The organism is Candidatus Arthromitus sp. SFB-mouse-NL, assembly GCF_000709435.1.
In the GTDB taxonomy this organism is placed as follows: Bacteria; Bacillota; Clostridia; order Clostridiales; family Clostridiaceae; genus Dwaynesavagella.
Genome location: NZ_CP008713.1, coordinates 1,471,359 through 1,487,348 on the forward strand (window position 1 = coordinate 1,471,359; position 15,990 = coordinate 1,487,348).

At 28.4% G+C, this 15,990-nt stretch carries 24 protein-coding genes; all 24 read right to left on the reverse strand.

The genetic code is table 11. From position 1 onward, the window contains the following. Positions 1 to 18: 18 nt before the first annotated feature. The 24 genes from trxA to rpsE all read right to left on the reverse strand — a co-directional run bounded on the left by trxA (position 19) and on the right by rpsE (position 15,980). A complete protein-coding gene (gene trxA, locus SFBMNL_RS06945; protein ID WP_042295011.1) occupies positions 19 to 327 on the reverse strand; it encodes a thioredoxin in 309 nt (102 codons plus the stop codon). 6 nt (positions 328 to 333) lie between these two features. Next, complete coding sequence (iadA, locus tag SFBMNL_RS06950) at positions 334 to 1,527, reverse strand: beta-aspartyl-peptidase (RefSeq protein ID WP_005805203.1); 1,194 nt, start codon at positions 1,525 to 1,527, stop codon at positions 334 to 336. Positions 1,528 to 1,543: 16 nt separating this feature from the next. Next, positions 1,544 to 3,169 carry a phosphoenolpyruvate--protein phosphotransferase gene (gene ptsP, locus SFBMNL_RS06955; RefSeq protein WP_042295013.1) on the reverse strand — a complete coding sequence of 542 codons (1,626 nt, stop codon included), beginning with the start codon at positions 3,167 to 3,169 and terminating at the stop codon, positions 1,544 to 1,546. Positions 3,170 to 3,357: 188 nt separating this feature from the next. Beyond that, the gene (locus SFBMNL_RS06960; RefSeq protein ID WP_005805199.1) at positions 3,358 to 3,870 is read right to left on the reverse strand and encodes a citrate lyase holo-[acyl-carrier protein] synthase; all 513 of its coding nucleotides are present in this window, start codon (positions 3,868 to 3,870) and stop codon (positions 3,358 to 3,360) included. Positions 3,871 to 3,876: 6 nt separating this feature from the next. Continuing rightward, positions 3,877 to 4,557, reverse strand: coding sequence for an N-acetylmuramoyl-L-alanine amidase (locus SFBMNL_RS06965; protein ID WP_014018067.1), 681 nt, complete (start codon positions 4,555 to 4,557; stop codon positions 3,877 to 3,879). Positions 4,558 to 4,682: 125 nt separating this feature from the next. Further along, the gene (gene rpsI / locus SFBMNL_RS06970) at positions 4,683 to 5,075 is read right to left on the reverse strand and encodes a 30S ribosomal protein S9 (RefSeq protein WP_005805195.1); all 393 of its coding nucleotides are present in this window, start codon (positions 5,073 to 5,075) and stop codon (positions 4,683 to 4,685) included. Positions 5,076 to 5,095: 20 nt separating this feature from the next. Beyond that, complete coding sequence (rplM, locus tag SFBMNL_RS06975; RefSeq protein ID WP_005805193.1) at positions 5,096 to 5,530, reverse strand: 50S ribosomal protein L13; 435 nt, start codon at positions 5,528 to 5,530, stop codon at positions 5,096 to 5,098. A gap of 111 nt (positions 5,531 to 5,641) precedes the next feature. Continuing rightward, entirely contained in the window at positions 5,642 to 6,382 is a 741-nt protein-coding gene (gene truA, locus SFBMNL_RS06980; protein WP_042295016.1) for a tRNA pseudouridine(38-40) synthase TruA, read from the reverse strand. A gap of 11 nt (positions 6,383 to 6,393) precedes the next feature. After that, on the reverse strand, positions 6,394 to 7,185 hold the full coding sequence (locus SFBMNL_RS06985; RefSeq protein WP_042295018.1) for an energy-coupling factor transporter transmembrane component T family protein: 792 nt from the start codon (positions 7,183 to 7,185) through the stop codon (positions 6,394 to 6,396). Continuing rightward, positions 7,185 to 8,045 carry an ATP-binding cassette domain-containing protein gene (locus SFBMNL_RS06990; RefSeq protein WP_042295021.1) on the reverse strand — a complete coding sequence of 287 codons (861 nt, stop codon included), beginning with the start codon at positions 8,043 to 8,045 and terminating at the stop codon, positions 7,185 to 7,187. Before SFBMNL_RS06990 ends, SFBMNL_RS06985 begins: the two co-directional genes overlap by 1 nt. Continuing rightward, positions 8,021 to 8,860: an energy-coupling factor transporter ATPase gene (locus tag SFBMNL_RS06995; protein WP_042295022.1), complete on the reverse strand. Its 840-nt coding sequence runs from the start codon at positions 8,858 to 8,860 to the stop codon at positions 8,021 to 8,023. Before SFBMNL_RS06995 ends, SFBMNL_RS06990 begins: the two co-directional genes overlap by 25 nt. A 98-nt stretch (positions 8,861 to 8,958) precedes the next feature. Then, complete coding sequence (gene rplQ, locus SFBMNL_RS07000; protein WP_005805189.1) at positions 8,959 to 9,300, reverse strand: 50S ribosomal protein L17; 342 nt, start codon at positions 9,298 to 9,300, stop codon at positions 8,959 to 8,961. A gap of 14 nt (positions 9,301 to 9,314) precedes the next feature. Continuing rightward, positions 9,315 to 10,259 carry a DNA-directed RNA polymerase subunit alpha gene (locus SFBMNL_RS07005; RefSeq protein ID WP_005805187.1) on the reverse strand — a complete coding sequence of 315 codons (945 nt, stop codon included), beginning with the start codon at positions 10,257 to 10,259 and terminating at the stop codon, positions 9,315 to 9,317. Between the two features lie 53 nt (positions 10,260 to 10,312). After that, on the reverse strand, positions 10,313 to 10,939 hold the full coding sequence (gene rpsD, locus SFBMNL_RS07010) for a 30S ribosomal protein S4 (protein ID WP_005805186.1): 627 nt from the start codon (positions 10,937 to 10,939) through the stop codon (positions 10,313 to 10,315). A gap of 14 nt (positions 10,940 to 10,953) precedes the next feature. Beyond that, positions 10,954 to 11,352, reverse strand: a complete 399-nt coding sequence (rpsK, locus tag SFBMNL_RS07015; RefSeq protein WP_005805185.1) for a 30S ribosomal protein S11 — start codon at positions 11,350 to 11,352, stop codon at positions 10,954 to 10,956. A 17-nt stretch (positions 11,353 to 11,369) separates the two neighbouring features. Beyond that, entirely contained in the window at positions 11,370 to 11,738 is a 369-nt protein-coding gene (rpsM, locus tag SFBMNL_RS07020; RefSeq protein WP_005805183.1) for a 30S ribosomal protein S13, read from the reverse strand. 20 nt (positions 11,739 to 11,758) lie between these two features. After that, positions 11,759 to 11,872 carry a 50S ribosomal protein L36 gene (gene rpmJ, locus SFBMNL_RS07025; RefSeq protein WP_005805181.1) on the reverse strand — a complete coding sequence of 38 codons (114 nt, stop codon included), beginning with the start codon at positions 11,870 to 11,872 and terminating at the stop codon, positions 11,759 to 11,761. A gap of 20 nt (positions 11,873 to 11,892) precedes the next feature. Continuing rightward, the gene (gene infA, locus SFBMNL_RS07030; protein ID WP_005805179.1) at positions 11,893 to 12,111 is read right to left on the reverse strand and encodes a translation initiation factor IF-1; all 219 of its coding nucleotides are present in this window, start codon (positions 12,109 to 12,111) and stop codon (positions 11,893 to 11,895) included. A gap of 38 nt (positions 12,112 to 12,149) precedes the next feature. Continuing rightward, complete coding sequence (gene map, locus SFBMNL_RS07035) at positions 12,150 to 12,893, reverse strand: type I methionyl aminopeptidase (RefSeq protein ID WP_005805177.1); 744 nt, start codon at positions 12,891 to 12,893, stop codon at positions 12,150 to 12,152. Then, positions 12,880 to 13,539, reverse strand: coding sequence for an adenylate kinase family protein (locus tag SFBMNL_RS07040; protein ID WP_005805176.1), 660 nt, complete (start codon positions 13,537 to 13,539; stop codon positions 12,880 to 12,882). The genes map and SFBMNL_RS07040 overlap by 14 nt, the downstream gene beginning before the upstream one ends. Positions 13,540 to 13,556: 17 nt before the next feature. After that, positions 13,557 to 14,831, reverse strand: a complete 1,275-nt coding sequence (secY, locus tag SFBMNL_RS07045) for a preprotein translocase subunit SecY (protein WP_005805174.1) — start codon at positions 14,829 to 14,831, stop codon at positions 13,557 to 13,559. Between the two features lie 5 nt (positions 14,832 to 14,836). Then, complete coding sequence (rplO, locus tag SFBMNL_RS07050) at positions 14,837 to 15,277, reverse strand: 50S ribosomal protein L15 (RefSeq protein WP_005805172.1); 441 nt, start codon at positions 15,275 to 15,277, stop codon at positions 14,837 to 14,839. A gap of 12 nt (positions 15,278 to 15,289) precedes the next feature. Further along, entirely contained in the window at positions 15,290 to 15,469 is a 180-nt protein-coding gene (gene rpmD, locus SFBMNL_RS07055) for a 50S ribosomal protein L30 (protein ID WP_005805170.1), read from the reverse strand. Between the two features lie 13 nt (positions 15,470 to 15,482). Further along, a complete protein-coding gene (rpsE, locus tag SFBMNL_RS07060) occupies positions 15,483 to 15,980 on the reverse strand; it encodes a 30S ribosomal protein S5 (protein ID WP_005805168.1) in 498 nt (165 codons plus the stop codon). Positions 15,981 to 15,990: the final 10 nt, after the last annotated feature.

A 15,990-nucleotide genomic window follows, 5' to 3' on the forward strand; every position in this document is an offset into this window, starting at 1 on the left:
ATTTAAGCATCTCTTTTATTATTTATTCTTATTAACAAAATCAACTAAGTCTTTCTTTTGCATAGCACCAATAAACCTATCACATACCTCCCCATTCTTAAATAAGATAACAGTTGGTATACTCATAACCCTATATGTTCTAGCACTTGTACTCTCATCAACATTCATTTTAACACATTTTACGTCACTAACTTCTTTAGAGAACTCTTCAAATATAGGCGCAAAATTTTTACAAGGACCACACCAATCTGCATAAAAATCTATCAAAACAATCCCTTTATGCTCTAAAACTTCTGTTTTAAAATTTGTATCATTAACCTGAATCATATTTTTTTACTCCTTAATAAAAGTTTCCTTAGCTAATATTTTACCTTCCTCCATCATCTTTTTACCATTTGAAAACACGTATTTTAACTCATAATCTTTATTATCTACAAGTATAAAATCCGCATCATTATATCTCTTTATTTCACCTTTATAATGTAATCCTAAAATATTAGCCACATTTTTAGTTACAATAGATATTATATCACTTTTCGGCAAAGAATTGCTAATTAATAATTCTTTAATTTCATTGTAAAGAGATTTTGGTTTTCCTATTCCGATACCAGCAAACTTTCCATCATCACCAATAATAGGAAGACTACCTTGAGCATCTGAAGAACAAGTAATATGAGATATTGCTACTCCATCAGATATAATATTTGGCAATATATTACTAACTCTTAATTCTTCTTCTTCTTTTATTCCTCTAACATAACTACTAGTTAAATCAAAGTATCCACCTTTTATTCCATATTCAATCGCACTATTTAAAAGTTTTTTATTCCTATTAACATGTGTTGGTATAATCTGATCCAAAGATATATCCTTATTCATACACAATTCAAATAAATATTTTAACCCATCTTCAGAATCTCCTATATGTATGTGGACAATACCTTTTTTATTTGCCAACAATCCTCCAACTCTTGCATCATAAATAACCTTAATAAATTCTTCAAAACTTGGTTTAGAAGATCTATAATCAGATAAAGCAATTTCTCCAACTCCAATTACTTTAGGAATTAGCATTAAATCACTCTTTATGCTATTTGTTATAGTCTTAACTGGTATTTCATAAGATCCTGTATAGATATATGAGCTTATTCCTTCTTCCTCAAGTCCATATGCTTTAGCAAGTAAATTATTCATATTTCTACATATACTATCCGTACCTAAACATCCAACAACTGTTGTAATACCACCAGATATTAGGTCAAAAAAATTAATCTCAGGAGTCCTACTCTTAAATCCAGATTCTCCTCCACCTCCTGATATATGAACATGTGAATCTATAAGTCCTGGGAACATAATTAATCCAGTACCATCAATTATTTCATATTCAGTAAAACAATTACCATACTTAAATTCATCATATATACCCTCTATTTTGTTAAATAAAATAACAACATCTTTTTTCCCAATATTATCTGGAGAATATATTTCCACATTTTTAACTATAGTTACAATTAAAATCGCCCCCATAAAAATAATATATAAATTATTTCTTATTTAATATTTCTAATATTTGCTTTTTTGCTGGCAGAATAGATGTTGCAGACATAGAAAATTCATCTAATCCATATTCTAATAATTTCGGAATAGCCTCCTCATCTCCTGCCATTTCCCCACACATTCCTACCCATTTTCCTTCAGCATGTGCTCCATCTATAGTCATTTTTATAAGAGACAGTACCGATGGATTCATTGGATTATATAAATATGATACTTTTTCATTCATCCTATCACATGCAAGTGTATATTGAATTAAATCATTTGTACCAATGGAAAAAAAATCAACTTCTTTTGCAAATTCTCTGGCAGAAACTGCTGTAGAAGGTATCTCAACCATAATCCCAACTTCAATAGAATCACTTACATCATATCCCTCATTAGTAAGTTCACTTCTACATTCTTCTAAAATTTTCTTACACTGTGTAAACTCTTCAATACATGAAATCATAGGAAACATGATCTTAAGATTACCATAAATAGATGCACGTAAAAGAGCTCTCAACTGTACCTTAAATATATCAACTCTATCTAAACAAAGTCTTATCGCTCTATATCCTAAAAATGGATTCATCTCTTCTCCAACATTTAAATAACTTAATTTCTTATCTCCACCTATATCCAATGTTCTTATAACAACAGGTTTACCATTGATTTTATCAAGAACTTCTTTATAAGAATTAAATTGTTCTTCTTCAGATGGCATAGAATTTCTATCCATATATAAAAATTCAGTTCTAAATAAACCTACACCATCAGCTCCATTTTCAATTACCTGATCTATATCTTTAACAGATCCAATATTCCCACATATCTCAATATGCCTCTTATTAGAATCATAAATTTTAATATCTTTTAATTCCTTTAATCTCTCTTTCTCTTCTTCATACATCTTTATCTTAGATTTAAATTCATTAATTTCACTATCACTTGGGTTTAAAATTACAACTCCGTTGATACCATCAACTAAAATTTCATCTCCAGATTTGACAATTTCAGTTATATTACCCATCCCAACAATTGCAGGTATTTCCATAGTTCTTGCCATTATAGCAGAATGTGAAGTCCTCCCTCCAATATTGGTTAAAAAAGCACATACTTTTGATTTATCCAATTGTGCTGTATCAGACGGTGTTAAATCATGTGCAACAACTATAGTGTTATATTCATTAATACTTACATCATTACTAATACCTAATAAATTTCTTATTATCCTATCTCCAACATCTTTAATATCTGTAGCACGCTCTCTCATATATTCATCATCAATACTTGACATTATTGATACTAACTCATTTCTAACCTCATCTATAGCATAATCTGCTGTTATAGCTTTACTCTTTATAATATCCTTAGCCTTATCTATAAATTCAGGATCATCAAGTATCATCTGATGACTTTCAAATACTAAAGATTCCTCCTTTCCTACTTCAATTTCAGTCATCTTTCTTAAGGTCTCCAATTGTTCTCTAGTTTTATCTAAAGAAACATTTAATTTTTTTATTTCACTTTCTACATCATCAATTTTTGATTTATTAATTTCTATCTTTATATCTTTCTTTATAAATGCTTTTCCTATAGCATACCCCTTAGAAGCCGCAATTCCCTTCATCATAATAAAGCATTCCTCCCATAAAATACATAAAAAAAACAATAAATTACTTTTAAAATTATATAATTATAATTCATTTTCATTTATAATAAATATACTAAAGTAATAAATATACAATAACTATTTTTACAATAATAAGTGTAAAACTTTTCCCAAATATATTCAAGCACAATTATGACAAATATTTATCTCTATACTACTGAAAAAAAATATTTCCTAAGTTCTGAATACTTACTACTTAAAAATTTTATTATTTGCTCTCTATTATGTTTTTTATTTATATCACAATTAATATATTCTTCGTTACGACATATAGGACAAATCCTATAATCTGAATTAGACTCACTTCTTTTTATAAATCTATTCTCTATTTTATCATATACCATATAAACTCCCAGCATTCCTAAGTCATCCTCATCCTCAAATACAGACATATCATGCTTTAAACTAAAGGAATCTTTATTTATAACAACAAATATTATAGGTCCTTCTTCATCACTCATAATCATTTTAAAAGTCATATAATCTCCATATAATGACTCAAGCTTATCAATAATCAAATTTAAAATAGAAAGAGACACCTCTGCTTTTTTAACTTCCTTATAATAAATAGGTCTAATTATCACAATATTACCTTCAGATTTTGCAAGCAAATTGTCAATAAATATACTTGATTGTATCTTACCTTTAAAATTAAATATCAATATTCATTACCTCCCATTAAAGTAATCATCAATAGCCATTCCTAAAGAATTACAAAATTCATATTGGTATGATTCATCCTTCAATTTACGCTCTTCCTCATCATTAGAGATAAATCCACATTCAACTATAACGGATGCACCATCATAGCCATCCCTTAAGATTACATAATCATTTTTAACACCTTTTGGTTGTCTATTATGTTGTTGATTCAAAGTATTCTTAAATTGTTTGTGCATATTTTCAGCTAACTTTTTACTCTTCTCGCTATAAAATGGATACCATACTTGGGAACCTTTAGCAGAAGCATCTGGAAACTTATTCATATGAATACTTATAAAAACATCACAAGCAACCTCTCTTTTCATAATACATCTCTTATTTAAATCATCTCTTTTCTGCTGTTTAACACTTCCACCACTTGATAAAGAAACATCGTTTTCTCTTGTCATAAATACCTTATATCCTTTATTTTCTAATATCTCCTTCAACTTAATAGACATCTCTAAATTTAAATCTTTTTCTAAAGTATTATTTCTAGAAACAGCTCCGCCATCCATTCCACCATGACCAGGATCTATTAATATAACTTTTCCTGTATTATATATTTGTGCTTTTACATTAAAGGAAAGGCATGTAAATATAAAAATACATATCAAAAAAACTTTACATAAATTATATATTTTCATTTTTAAAAACTCTCCTACACAATCTAATCTCAGTTTTTATAATTAACATTTTTAATTATTTTTATGTAAACTAAAATAAAGTCCGAACAAAATTTGTTCGGACTTTATTTTTAATAAAACTTATATTATCTCTTAGAAAATTGAGGAGCTCTTCTAGCCTTCTTCAATCCATATTTCTTTCTTTCCTTCATTCTTGGATCTCTTGTTAAAAATCCTTCTTTTTTAAGAATTGATCTTAAATTATCATCAACCTTAATTAAAGCTCTCGAGATTCCATGCCTTATAGCTCCTGCTTGACCTGTAAGACCTCCGCCATGAACATTCACCTTGACATCATAACTCGACATAGTATTTGTTAAAACAAGTGGTTGATTAACTATATACTTTAAAGTATCTAATCCAAAGTAATCGTCTATATTTCTCTTATTTATTATAACATTACCACTCCCAGGAACTAAAAACACTCTAGCAACAGATTTCTTTCTTCTTCCTGTTCCCATATACTGAATTTTACTCATCTACTAATCCTCCTCTCAAATTAATACTTCAATTCCAACTTTACTGGATTCTGAGCTTGGTGATTATGCTCATTTCCCTTATATATCTTAAGTTTCTTAATTTGACGTCTTGCAAGAGGACCACTTGGTAACATCCTTCTCACAGCCTCATAAAATAAAAACTCAGGTTTTTTATCTAAAAGCTTATTGTACGAAATCTCCTTACGTCCACCTGGATAGCCTGTATGGTAACTATACATCTTTTGACTAAGTTTTTTACCAGTTAAAACAATTTTATCTGCATTCAATACTATTACAAAATCTCCTAAATCCATATTAGGTGTAAACTCTGGCTTGTGCTTACCTCTTAATATAGAAGCTATTTGACTTGCTGCTCTTCCTAAAACCATTCCTTCTACATCAACTACATACCATTGTTTCTGAATATCATTCTCTTTTGGTAAATGTGACTTCATAATATCCTCCTAACAAAAGTGATACTTCTTATTTATAAAAATCCGGGGCAGTGGATTTATTTTTCAACTTAATACATAACATTGCTATTATAATAAAATTTAATTTCTATGTCAATTCTCATAAAAAACTTTTTTTAAGCATAAACCCTTTGCTTCGCTAACAAAACCTGCTTTATTCCTATTCCTAGATTTTATTATATGTTGAATATCTTGAGACTCAATTTTACCCTGACCTACCATTATCAAAGTACCTACAATTATTCTAACCATATTATATAAAAAACCATTTCCTAAAATATTGTAAATTATAATATTATCTTCCTTATAAATACTACTTTTAAAAATTATTCTAATCGTATTTTTTATTGAAGAATTACTACTCATAAATGCCCTAAAATCATGTTCACCTTCAAAATACTTACATGCCTTATACATAGAAGTAAAATCTAATTCATATCTAAAATGCATATAATATTGATATTTAAAAGGATCCATAACATCTCCGTTAAATATCTTATATTCATATTCTTTTTTCAAGGCATCATATCTCGAATGAAACTTTTCATCCACATAAAATACATCTAAAATTCTTATATCATAAGGTAAATAAGTATTTAATGCATTCTTTATATTTACACATGACACTCTAAAATTATCTAAATGAATATTAAAATAAAATTCTTTAGCATGAACACCAGCATCAGTTCTACTACATCCTATAATATTTACTTTTATTTTAAATATTTTGTAAAAAACATCCTCTATAACACCCTGTATACTTATTTTTTCCTTCTGTTTTTGGAATCCATGATAATTTGATCCTAAATAACATATTTTAAAACAAATATTCAATTTTATATCACCTATAAAAAATAAATCAAAATAACAAATAATATAAACAAAATTAAACTTAGATAATCTCTAATATTAAATTTTAAAACTTTAAATTTAAATCTATCTTCACTTCCATTATAACACCTAGATTCCATAGCTATAGCTAATTCATCAGCTCTCCTAAATGAATTTATAAATAATGGTATTAAAATTGGTACTATATTTTTAACTCTACTTATAATACTACCCTTTTCAAAATCAACACCTCTCGATTTTTGAGCCTTAATAATCTTATCTGTTTCATTTAAAAGTATAGGTATAAATCTTAATGAAATGCTTACCATTAGAGAAATTTCGCCAACCGGAACATTTAACTTTCGCAAAGGATACATCATAGATTCAAATCCATCAGTTAATTCAACTGGTGATGTTGTTAATGTCAAAATAGTAGATCCTAATATCAAAAATATTACTCTAAGACTTATAAATATTGAAGTTTCTATTGCTTTATCATATATACTCAAAAAACCTAATTTAAAAATCAAATTTCCTTCTCTAATAAAAAATACATTAAAAAATGCAGCAAATATTATAAACAAACTTACTACTTTTATGGAATTTAAAATATAATAAAATTTAATCCTTGCACCCAATGTAATTAAAAATATCATAATTAAATAAAATAAATACTTAAATACACTATCAATAAAAAAAATACCAATAATATAAACAATATTTAATATTATCTTAACCCTAGGATCTAACCTATGTATAAATGAATCAATCTTTAAATATTGTCCAATTATAATGCTTTCAATCATTATTTACTCCTTTTATATAAATAATTATAAATTAACTTCTCCATATTCTCTATATCTCTTGGACATTCCTTAATATCGATTCCATTTTTCCTCAATTCTAAAAACAACTTCACTAAATATGGCTTCTCAATATGATACTTATTACATAAATTTTCATCAGTAAAAATATCATATGGATAATCAAATCTCACAATCTTTCCATTATCTAATAACATAACTTTATCAGACATACCAAAAACCAAATCCATAATATGTGTAACCATTATGATTGTTTTATTAAACTGTTTATTTAAATTCTTAATAATTAATTCAACTTCTTCACAACTCTTAGGATCAAGACCAACAGTAGGTTCATCTAAAATTATATAACTTGGGTCTAATACAAGTATAGATGCTAAAGATAATTTTCTCTTCTCACCTCCACTTATATCAAATGGATTTTTATCTTTATATTTATCAAAATTAAGGCATACCATATCCATAGCTCTTCTTATCTTGTTTTCAATTAACTCTTCATTTTCTCCCCTAATTTTTAATGAAAAAGCAATATCCTTATATATTGTATCTTCAAAAAATTGATATTCTGGATACTGAAAAGAAAATCCAAACTTTTTCCTAATCTCTGCTTTATTTACCTTCTTATTCTTTACATTCAATGAATCTATAATTATATCCCCTTCAAACCCACTAAGTAAAAGATTCATAAGTTGAATCAATGTAGACTTACCACTACCAGTATGACCAATAATAGAAATAAAATTTCCCGTATCAATTTTAAAATTAATATCATGTAAAACCTTTTTTTCAAAAGGTGTTCTCTTGAAATATGCATATCCTACATCCTTAAATTCAATTGACATAATAAATTCACAAGCTCCTCTAACTCAAATATATCTTTATTATTATGAAGTCCATATTTCATTAAAGTATTTGAAATTCTACATGAATATGTAGTAGTAAGATTATTCTTAACTAAAAAATCTTCATTGGATAAAATATTCCTCGGATCACCATCATACTTAATAACCCCATCTGTTAAAATTATACCTCTATCACATGCCAAACACTCATCAACAAAATGTGTTATTAATATCACTGTTATACCATAATTTTTATTCAAATCTGTTAATATATTTAATACCTCTTTTTTTCCAAAAGGATCCAACATAGAGGTAGATTCATCAAAAATAATATAATCAGGCTTCATAGACAAAACACCTGAGATGGATACTCTCTGTTTCTGACCACCAGATAGCATATTTGTATTATAATTTCTATAGTCAAACATATTTACTTTATGTAAGGCATCATTAGCTCTTCTTTCCATCTTTTTTCTATCTCTTAATATATTTTCAAGACCGAATACAACATCATCCATAACTATAGTTGAAACAATCTGATTATCTGGATTCTGAAAAACTATAGATACTTTTTTCCTAATATCTAAAATATTCTTTCTATCCTTAACACTAAGCGAATCAACATATATATCTCCATACTTTAACTCATAAATACCATTGATTAATTTAGACAATGTTGATTTTCCTGAACCATTTCCACCCATAATACATACAAATTCCCCCTTTTTTATATTAATATTTACATCCCTCAATATAAAATCATTTAACTCATCATATTTAAATGAAACATTCTTAATACTTATACAATTATCCATAAAAACACCTTTTCCAAATTGATATGTAAATTATAACAAAATTCCCATAAAAAAAAAGAGAAATTAAGACATTATTCCTAATTCCTCAATAAAAGATATTATACAAACTCCAAGATAACCATTTCTGATCCATCACCTTTTCTTGATCCAAGTTTTATTATTCTAGTATACCCACCATTTCTCTCCTGATACTTAGGTGCAACATCTGAAAATAAACTAGCAACAACTTTCTGCTCTTTAACAAAAGAAAGAACCTGTCTTTTTGCATGCAGATCTCCTCTTTTAGCAAGAGTTATCATTTTTTCAGCTAAACTCTGAGTTTCCTTAGCTCTAGTAAGTGTAGTAGTTATCTTACCGTGCTTCAGAAAACTAGTAACTAAATTTTTTATCATTGCAATCCTTTGATCTGTTGACCTCCCTAATTTTCTTTGCCAAGCCATCTTAACACCTCCTATTATTCATCACTTTGTTTTAAACTTAATCCCAAATCCTTAAGTTTCTTTTCAACTTCTTCTAAAGATTTCTTGCCTAAATTTCTAACTTTCATCATATCTTCTAAAGATTTTTGTGCAAGTTCTTGTACTGTATTTATACCTGCCCTCTTTAAACAGTTATAACTCCTAACAGAAAAATCTAACTCTTCAATAGTCATCTCAAGTACTTTCTCTTTTTTATCTTCTTCTTTTTGTACCATTACAACAACTTCATTTGCCTCTTTAGTTAAACCTAAAAATAATTTAAAATGTTCAATTAATATTTTAGCCGAATAACTTATTGCCTCATCTACTTTTATAGAACCATTAGTCCATACTTCTATAGTTAATTTATCATAATCAGTAACTTGCCCCACTCTAGTATTCTCAACGGTAAAATTAACCCTCTTCACTGGAGTATAAATAGAATCAATCGGTATATATCCAATATTCCCATCTATTTTATTCTTATTTTGGGGGACATACCCTCTTCCTCTATTAACAGTTATCTCCATATTTAAATGCCCATCATCTTCAAGTGTTGCTATATGTAAATCTTTATTTATAATTTCAATTCCTTCTTCTTCAATTATATCTGCAGCAGTAACTTCCTTGCTTCCCTTAATATCTAAATGTAATACTTTACTTCCTTCTTCTTCCATCCTTAAAGCAAGTTGCTTAATATTCAAAATAATTTCTGTTACATCTTCTTTTATACCCTTAATTGTAGAAAATTCATGTAATACTTCGTTAATTTTTATAGAAGTAGTAGCTACACCAGGTAGTGATGATAGCAAAATTCTTCTTAATGAATTGCCAAGAGTTGTTCCATACCCTCTTTCAAGAGGATCTATAACATATTTCCCATATGTCCCTTGTTCATTAGATTCTATACATTCAATCTTAGGTGTTTCAATATCAAACATATATAATAAACCCCTCCCTTAATATATATTTTTAAGGGCATCTGATTCAAAAATTATTTGCTATAAAACTCTACTATTAAAGTTTCATTAAATGGCACATTTAAATCATCTTTAGATGGTAATGACATAACTTTACCCTTATATTTATCTTCCTCTACACTAATCCATTGCGGAATTACTTTCCTATTTTCAATTAGTATCTTAAATTTTTCACTTGATCTACTTCTATCTAATAATTCAATAACATCATTTATTTTAACAACATATGATGGTATATTAACCTTTTTACCATTCACTAAAAAATGACCATGAGATACTAATTGACGTGCTTCTCTTCTAGAATTAGCGAATCCTAATTTAAAAACTACATTATCTAATCTCATCTCAAGTAAACTAATTAAATTTTCGCCAGTAATACCAGGTTTTTTATCTGCTCTATTATATATAATTCTAAATTGCTTTTCTAGCAAACCATATATTTTTTTAGTTTTCTGTTTTTCTCTTAATTGAAGTGCATAGTTGGATAATTTTTTTCTATTCTTACCATGTTGACCTGGAGCTCCAGCACTTTGTCTCTTAACAACAGAACACTTAGATGAATAACATCTATCTCCCTTTAAAAATAATTTTATACCTTCTCTTCTACACAATTTACATTGTGGGCCGTTGTATTTAGCCATTTCACACCTCCAAATTACACCCTTCTTCTTTTTGGCGGTCTACACCCGTTATGAGGAATAGGTGTCACATCCTTTATTAAAGTTATTTCTAATCCAGCTGCTTGCAAAGATCTTATAGCTGCTTCTCTTCCTGATCCAGGTCCTTTAACATATACTTCTACACTCTTAAGTCCATGTTCCATAGCAGTAACAGCTGCAGTTTCAGCTGCCATTTGTGCAGCATAAGGTGTACTCTTTCTAGACCCTTTAAATCCTAATGAACCAGCGCTAGACCAAGATAAAGTATTACCATTGACATCAGTTAAAGTAACAATTGAATTATTAAAAGTTGATTTTATATGTGCAGATCCCCTATCTATATTTTTCCTATCTTTCTTACGCCTATTAACTTTTTTAGATTTTTGCATTGCCATTTAGCTAACTTACCTCCCTACTTCTTTTTATTCGCTATAGTTTTTCTTGGCCCTTTAATAGTTCTTGCATTTGTTTTGGTTCTTTGACCTCTTAAAGGCAACCTTTTTCTATGTCTTATCCCTCTATAACATCCTATCTCTATCAATCTTTTTATATTCAATACTATATCTCTTCTTAAATCTCCTTCTACTCTAAGGTTTTTATTAATAAAATCTCTTATTAAATTCACCTGTTCTTCAGTTAAATCTTTAACTCTTATATTAGGATTTATATCTGTTTCCTTTAAAATCCTTTTAGATGTAGATAATCCTATACCATAAATATAAGTTAAACTCACTTCAACTCTCTTATCCTTAGGTATATCTACCCCAGAAATTCTAGCCATTTTAAATATCCACCTCCATCTTATCCTTGTTTTTGTTTATGTTTTGGCGTTTCACAAATTACCATAATCCGTCCTTTTCTTTTTATAATCCTACATTTTTCACATATAGGCTTTACAGATGCTCTTATCTTCATAAATTATCCTCCAACAAACTTTACTTAGCTCTCCAAATTATCCTACCACGGGTTAAGTCGTAAGGCGACATTTCTATTTTAACTTTATCTCCAGGAATTATCCTTATAAAATTCATTCTTAATTTACCTGAAATATGTGCAAGAATTATATGTCCACTCTCAAGTTCAACTTGAAACATTGCGTTTGGTAACGACTCTTTAACAATTCCTTGCATTTCTATAATATCATCTTTAGCCATTCACTTTAACCCTCCCTAAATAATATTTTACATTTTACTTATAGTGTTATAATTTCCGGATCACCGTCAGTTATAATAACAGTATTTTCATAATGTGCAGATAAACTATTATCTATTGTCACAACTGTCCAGTTATCATCAAGTATTTTAACATGTTCCTTACCTAAATTAACCATAGGCTCAATTGCAATAGCCATACCCCTCTTGATATGAAATCCCGTTCCTTTTTTCCCAAAATTCGGAATTTCAGGGGCTTCATGTAAACTCCTACCAATACCATGGCCCGTAAAATCCTTTACTATAGAATAACCTTTATTTTCAACATATTCTTGAATAAAGCTAGATATATCACCAATAAAATATCCTTCCCTCGCATATTTAAGAGACTTGAAAAAACTATCACAAGTAGTTTCTATAAGATTTTTAGCCTCACTTGATACATTACCGATAGCAAAAGTCCTGGCTGCATCAGCATGAAATCCATAAATATTGGCTCCGCAATCAACACTAACTATATCTCCCTCTTTAATAATTCTATCAGAAGGTATACCATGTATAACTTGATTATTTATTGATACACATAATGTTGATGGAAAACCATAATATCCCTTAAATGATGGTTTGGCTTTGGATCTTATTATATAATCTTCTGCTTTACTATCTAAATAATTAGTTGTTACACCTTCCTTTATAATTGATTCCACAATTTTCAAAGTATCACCAACTATTTTACCAGCCTTTTTCATTAAAGAAATTTCTTCATCGTTCTTAATATAAATCATAATATTCTCCTATTACCTTTTTTACCTGACTAAAAATTTCATTAATTCCATACGAAGCATCTATTTCATACAAAACATCTAAATTCCTAAAATAATCTACTACTCTAGAGGTTATTCTATAATATATTTCAAGTCTTTCCTTAAGTATATTAACCTTATCATCCGATCTTATTATTAACCGATTTCCACAAATATCACATTTCCCATAAATCTTAGGTAAATCATTTTGTAAATTATAAATATTTCCGCAGTTTATACAAGTTAATCTATTAGAAATCCTATTTAATATGTATTCATTACTAGTACTTAAATAAATCACTAAATATTTCTCATTTTTATTCAAAATATTATTAATATAAAATTCTGCTTGAGATACTGTTCTAGGATAACCGTCTAATAAATATGATTGATCTAAAATCTTATCAGATTTCAATTGACTGACTATACTATTAACTAAATCATCTGATACAAATTTCCCACAATCTATACCATAATTTGAAATTCTTTTTCCTATCTCACTATCATCTGAAATATATTTCCTAAGTATATCACCTGTTGAGATATGTTTAAGATTATATTTACTACAAATAAGATTTGCTTGTGTTCCCTTTCCAACACCTGGCGGTCCAATTAGTAATATTCTCATAATATATATCACCTAATCTACTTTAAAAACCCTTGATAATGTCTTAAGATAAGTTGTGATTCAATTTGTCTCATTGTATCAACAGAAGTACTTATTAAAATCAATAACATAGTACCTCCAAATTGCAATCCCTTAAATGGTGTAAACAAATCTATAAATATTGGAAACAGCGCTAACATAGCACCAAATATTCCCCCAATAATAGAAATCTTATCTAATATATTTTCTATATATTTAGCCGTAGACTCACCTGGTCTTATTCCTGGAATAAACCCAGCAGATTTATTCATGTTTTCCGCCATTTCATCTGGTTTATATGTAACTTGGGTATAAAACCAGGTAAAAAAGATTATCAATAATGCAAATAATATTGTATATAAAGCAGAATTAATCCTAAATGGACTGTAGCTTCCATTAACTAAAATTCTATTTATCCATGAATCTGGAGAAAAAAATGTACCAATAGTTGCTGGAAATTGTAGTACAGATGTAGCAAAAATAATTGCTATCACCGCAGATCCAGTTATACTAAACGGTATGTGAGCTTTATTATTCTTATTACTGCCTGATAATTGCTTTCCTGCATATTGAACAGTTATTCTTCTTTCAGCTAATGTCATATATATAGTCCAAATTAATAGACCAATAGCAACTAATATAAAAATTATACTTTCTATAAAACCAACTTCTCCAGATTTATTCAATGCACCAATCTGTAAAAACATATTCGGAAATCTAGAAACTATATTTACAAATATAAACAAGGAGACACCATTACCTATACCATGTAAACTAACTTGATCACCTATCCATACTAAAAATACAGATGCAGCAACCAATGTAAATACTACAAATATCATAGAAAATATAGAATTATTAGTAATTGCTCCTGCATTTAATATTAAAAAATACGATCCATATGCTTGAATAAATGACAGAACTATAGATAAGTATCTAGTTATATTTTGAAGTTTCTTTCTTCCTTCCTCTCCCTCCTTTGATAGCTGCTCAAATTTGGGGATAGACATAGACAATAATTGAACTATTATAGAAGAATTTATATATGGAACAACTCCTAGTGCAAATATACTAAATCTTTCTAAAGCTCCTCCAGATATCAAATCATAGAATCCAAATAAACCAGTTGATGTTAATTGTTTTAAACTTTCAGTATTAACACCTGGAACAGGTATAAAATTCCCCAATCTAAATACTATAACAATAAACAACGTAAAAAATATTCTTTTTCTAAGATCCTTAACTTTAAAAGCATTACCTAAAATTTTAAACATTTAACCTAAATCACCTCTACTTTTCCACCAGCAGCCTCAATTTTCTCAATAGCCGACTGTGAAAATTTAGAAACTCTAACAGTTAAACTCCTCTCCAAATTTCCTTTTGCTAATATTTTAACACCATCTCTTATCCTATTTATTATTCCCATGTCTAATAGCACATCTTCAGTAACTTCTGAACCATTTTCAAATATATTTAATCTATCTAAATTTAAAATAGCATATTCCTTTTTAAATATATTAGTAAACCCTCTTTTAGGAACTCGCCTATATAATGGCATTTGACCACCTTCAAATCCTACTCTTACTCCTCCACCACTTCTAGACTTTTGTCCCTTTTCACCTTTTCCTGAATTCCTACCTAACCCTGATCCAGTACCTCTTCCTAATCTTTTACAATTTTTTCTACTTCCAGGAGCCGGTTTTAATTCATGTAATTTCATTCTTAACCCCCCTTAAACTTCTATAATATTTAATAAAAACTTGACCTTATTTACCATACCAAGTATCTGGGGAGTTCCATTATGTTCCACTTGATCCCCAATTTTTTTTAATCCCAAAGCATATACTGTATCTCTTTGCTCTTTATTTCTACCTATTAGGCTCCGTGTTAAACAAATTTTGATTTTATTCATTTATATACCCTACCTAACCTATTATTTCTATAACTTTCTTATCTCTAAGTTCTGCAATTTTTTCTAATGTCCTCAAAGATAATAATGCATTAAATGTAGCATTAACAACATTTTTAGGATTATTTGAACCTAAAGATTTAGCTGTAATATTTTTTACTCCAACTAATTCTAAAACGCTTCTAACTGGACCACCTGCTATAATTCCTGTACCTTTCCTTGCTGGCATTATTAAAACCTTAGACTTTCCAAATACCCCAACAGTTTCATGTGGTATAGTTTCTTTAATTATTGGTACATAAATCATATTTTTCTTAGCATCTTCTATACCTTTTCTTATAGCATCAGGAACTTCTGCAGATTTACCTGTTCCAACACCTATAAATCCTTTTCCATCTCCTACAACTACTAAAGCACTAAATCTAAAATTCCTACCACCTTTAACAACTTTAGTAACCCTATTTATGAAAATTACTTTTTCTTTTAATTCTGAGCTATTATTTTTAATTTTCATTGTTAAAACC

Coding starts and splice junctions, on each gene's coding strand:
- trxA (WP_042295011.1), bottom strand. CDS start 327: ATGATTCAGGTTAATGATACAAATTTTAAAACAGAAGTTTTAGAGCAT.
- iadA (WP_005805203.1), bottom strand. CDS start 1,527: ATGGGGGCGATTTTAATTGTAACTATAGTTAAAAATGTGGAAATATAT.
- ptsP (WP_042295013.1), bottom strand. CDS start 3,169: ATGATGAAGGGAATTGCGGCTTCTAAGGGGTATGCTATAGGAAAAGCA.
- SFBMNL_RS06965 (WP_014018067.1), bottom strand. CDS start 4,557: ATGAAAATATATAATTTATGTAAAGTTTTTTTGATATGTATTTTTATA.
- rpsI (WP_005805195.1), bottom strand. CDS start 5,075: ATGAGTAAAATTCAGTATATGGGAACAGGAAGAAGAAAGAAATCTGTT.
- rplM (WP_005805193.1), bottom strand. CDS start 5,530: ATGAAGTCACATTTACCAAAAGAGAATGATATTCAGAAACAATGGTAT.
- SFBMNL_RS06985 (WP_042295018.1), bottom strand. CDS start 7,185: ATGATTGAAAGCATTATAATTGGACAATATTTAAAGATTGATTCATTT.
- SFBMNL_RS06990 (WP_042295021.1), bottom strand. CDS start 8,045: ATGTCAATTGAATTTAAGGATGTAGGATATGCATATTTCAAGAGAACA.
- SFBMNL_RS06995 (WP_042295022.1), bottom strand. CDS start 8,860: ATGGATAATTGTATAAGTATTAAGAATGTTTCATTTAAATATGATGAG.
- rplQ (WP_005805189.1), bottom strand. CDS start 9,300: ATGGCTTGGCAAAGAAAATTAGGGAGGTCAACAGATCAAAGGATTGCA.
- SFBMNL_RS07005 (WP_005805187.1), bottom strand. CDS start 10,259: ATGTTTGATATTGAAACACCTAAGATTGAATGTATAGAATCTAATGAA.
- rpsD (WP_005805186.1), bottom strand. CDS start 10,939: ATGGCTAAATACAACGGCCCACAATGTAAATTGTGTAGAAGAGAAGGT.
- rpsK (WP_005805185.1), bottom strand. CDS start 11,352: ATGGCAATGCAAAAATCTAAAAAAGTTAATAGGCGTAAGAAAGATAGG.
- rpsM (WP_005805183.1), bottom strand. CDS start 11,738: ATGGCTAGAATTTCTGGGGTAGATATACCTAAGGATAAGAGAGTTGAA.
- rpmJ (WP_005805181.1), bottom strand. CDS start 11,872: ATGAAGATAAGAGCATCTGTAAAGCCTATATGTGAAAAATGTAGGATT.
- infA (WP_005805179.1), bottom strand. CDS start 12,111: ATGGCTAAAGATGATATTATAGAAATGCAAGGAATTGTTAAAGAGTCG.
- map (WP_005805177.1), bottom strand. CDS start 12,893: ATGATTTATATTAAGAACGATGAAGAAATTTCTTTAATGAAAAAGGCT.
- SFBMNL_RS07040 (WP_005805176.1), bottom strand. CDS start 13,539: ATGAGAATATTACTAATTGGACCGCCAGGTGTTGGAAAGGGAACACAA.
- secY (WP_005805174.1), bottom strand. CDS start 14,831: ATGTTTAAAATTTTAGGTAATGCTTTTAAAGTTAAGGATCTTAGAAAA.
- rplO (WP_005805172.1), bottom strand. CDS start 15,277: ATGAAATTACATGAATTAAAACCGGCTCCTGGAAGTAGAAAAAATTGT.
- rpmD (WP_005805170.1), bottom strand. CDS start 15,469: ATGAATAAAATCAAAATTTGTTTAACACGGAGCCTAATAGGTAGAAAT.
- rpsE (WP_005805168.1), bottom strand. CDS start 15,980: ATGAAAATTAAAAATAATAGCTCAGAATTAAAAGAAAAAGTAATTTTC.